This window comes from Arthrobacter sp. HMWF013 (genome assembly GCF_003061105.1).
GTDB lineage: Bacteria > Actinomycetota > Actinomycetes > Actinomycetales > Micrococcaceae > Arthrobacter.
This window is the reverse complement of the sequence record NZ_QAIQ01000727.1, coordinates 4440-6045: the sequence shown is the minus strand read 5'-3', so window position 1 is coordinate 6045 and position 1606 is coordinate 4440. Positions and strand designations below refer to the sequence as shown.

The following is a 1606-nucleotide window of genomic DNA, read 5'->3' as shown; positions in this document are numbered from 1 at the left end:
CGTAAGGGAAATGCAGATGAGTCAAGCGTTGGTGAGGATAGCGGCCGGGTGGCTGCTTGGCCTCATGCTTGCTGTGGCTGCCGCCATCCTTGGCATCAACGTGGTGAACAATACCGTGGCGAGTCCCCAGCAGCCCGTCCGGGAGTATCTGGACGCCTTGGGCGCGGGTGACGGCGGCAAGGCGCTGGGCCTCCTGCGTGCCACCGTACCTCCCGCTAACGCGGCAATGCTGGACGGAACTGCCCTGCAGACGGCCGCCTCCCGGCTGGCGAATGTGACCATCGGGGATCCGGAAGAACGGGCGGCGAACCAGGTGATGGTGCCGGTCCAATATACGATCGACGGCAGCCGGCTCCGCACCGAGTTCATCCTGGAGAAGACCGGCACCGAATGGCTGTTCTTCAGCACGTGGGCGTTTGTTCCATCGCAGCTGCCCACGGTCAGTGCCACCGTAGTGAACGCCAGCGAAGCCAACCTTAACGGCGTTCCGGTGAACATGCCCGGCGGCCGGAATTCGTTTGCGGTGTTCTACCCGGGTGAATATGAAGCGTCCCTGAACGGCGAATATTTTGCTGCCCCGGCCACCCGCGCCACCGTTACCTCCCGCGACGTCCCGGCTGCCCCGCTGAACCTGCTGACTGAGGCCACCGAGCAACTGCGGAAGGACGTCGGCGCGAAAGTGAACGAGTTCCTCGATGCCTGCGCTGCCGAGGCGGTCAAACAGCAAAAGCTGCAGCCGGACTGCCCCTTCTACTTCGCCAGCACCAACAATGTGGACGACGGCACCATCAAGTGGAGCATCACGGAGTACCCTTCGATCTCCATCGAGCCGTTCGACGGACGCTGGGTGGTGGCTCCCCTCGACGGCAAGGCCAAGGTGGAGGCCGTCCAGCAGAGTTCCTTCACGGGCGCCTGGTTCCCCCTCAACGAAGAGGTGGACTTCAGCTTCACTACCCGCCTGGACGTCGCCGGCGACACCATCAAGGTCACCCCGCTGCTGAGCTACTAGCGCCGCGTTCGGCCGGAGTGGTCAGTCCATTCCGCGCAGGTCCAGCACCAGCTCGGTGTCGCCGTCGTTGGTCATGAGCACGGGGATGCCCCAGTCCTGCTGGTAGAGGTGGCAGGCGGCGTGGTCCGGGATCTCGCCGTCCTGGGTCTCCGGGCCGTCGCAGGCAGCGGCGCGGGCGGTGATGTGCAGAACGCCTTCCGGGATGTCCGAGGCGAGCTCCAGAGTGCGGAGCAGCCCAACGGAGGTCCCTCCGCCGGCCACGAGAAGCTCGTGCGGCGTGGAGGAGATCTTCAGCTGGGTGGGATCGCCCCAGCGGTCGTCCAGCTTCTGGCCTGTGGGTGCGGTGAAACGGACCGTCAGTTCCAGCAGGCCGGGGGCAATCGGGCTCTTGGGCCGGTGGGTCTGGGCCGCTCCCTCGTCCACCTGCTGCGCTTCCTTGGGGATGGGCACGTACACGAGCTGGTGCTTGTTGGCCTCCACCACAATCAGCAGCGGCTCGGCGCCGGCAGCCTGGGTGTGGTCCACAATGACGTCCGACGGCTCAGCCAGTCCCCGCGCGAGCGTGGATACTGCCTTGGTGGCGGGATCGAAGCGGCG

At 65.8% G+C, this 1606-nt stretch carries 1 protein-coding gene and 1 pseudogene; one reads left to right on the top strand and one right to left on the bottom strand.

From position 1 onward, the window contains the following. Window positions 1-16: 16 nt before the first annotated feature. Window positions 17-1009, top strand: a complete 993-nt coding sequence (locus tag DBR22_RS23345; RefSeq protein WP_181365310.1) for a hypothetical protein — start codon at window positions 17-19, stop codon at window positions 1007-1009. Window positions 1010-1030: 21 nt separating this feature from the next. Here DBR22_RS23345 and DBR22_RS25135 read toward each other — a convergent pair. Then, window positions 1031-1606: pseudogene (locus DBR22_RS25135) on the bottom strand (hypothetical protein); the annotation flags it as partial.

Coding starts and splice junctions, on each gene's coding strand:
- DBR22_RS23345 (WP_181365310.1), top strand. CDS start 17: ATGAGTCAAGCGTTGGTGAGGATAGCGGCCGGGTGGCTGCTTGGCCTC.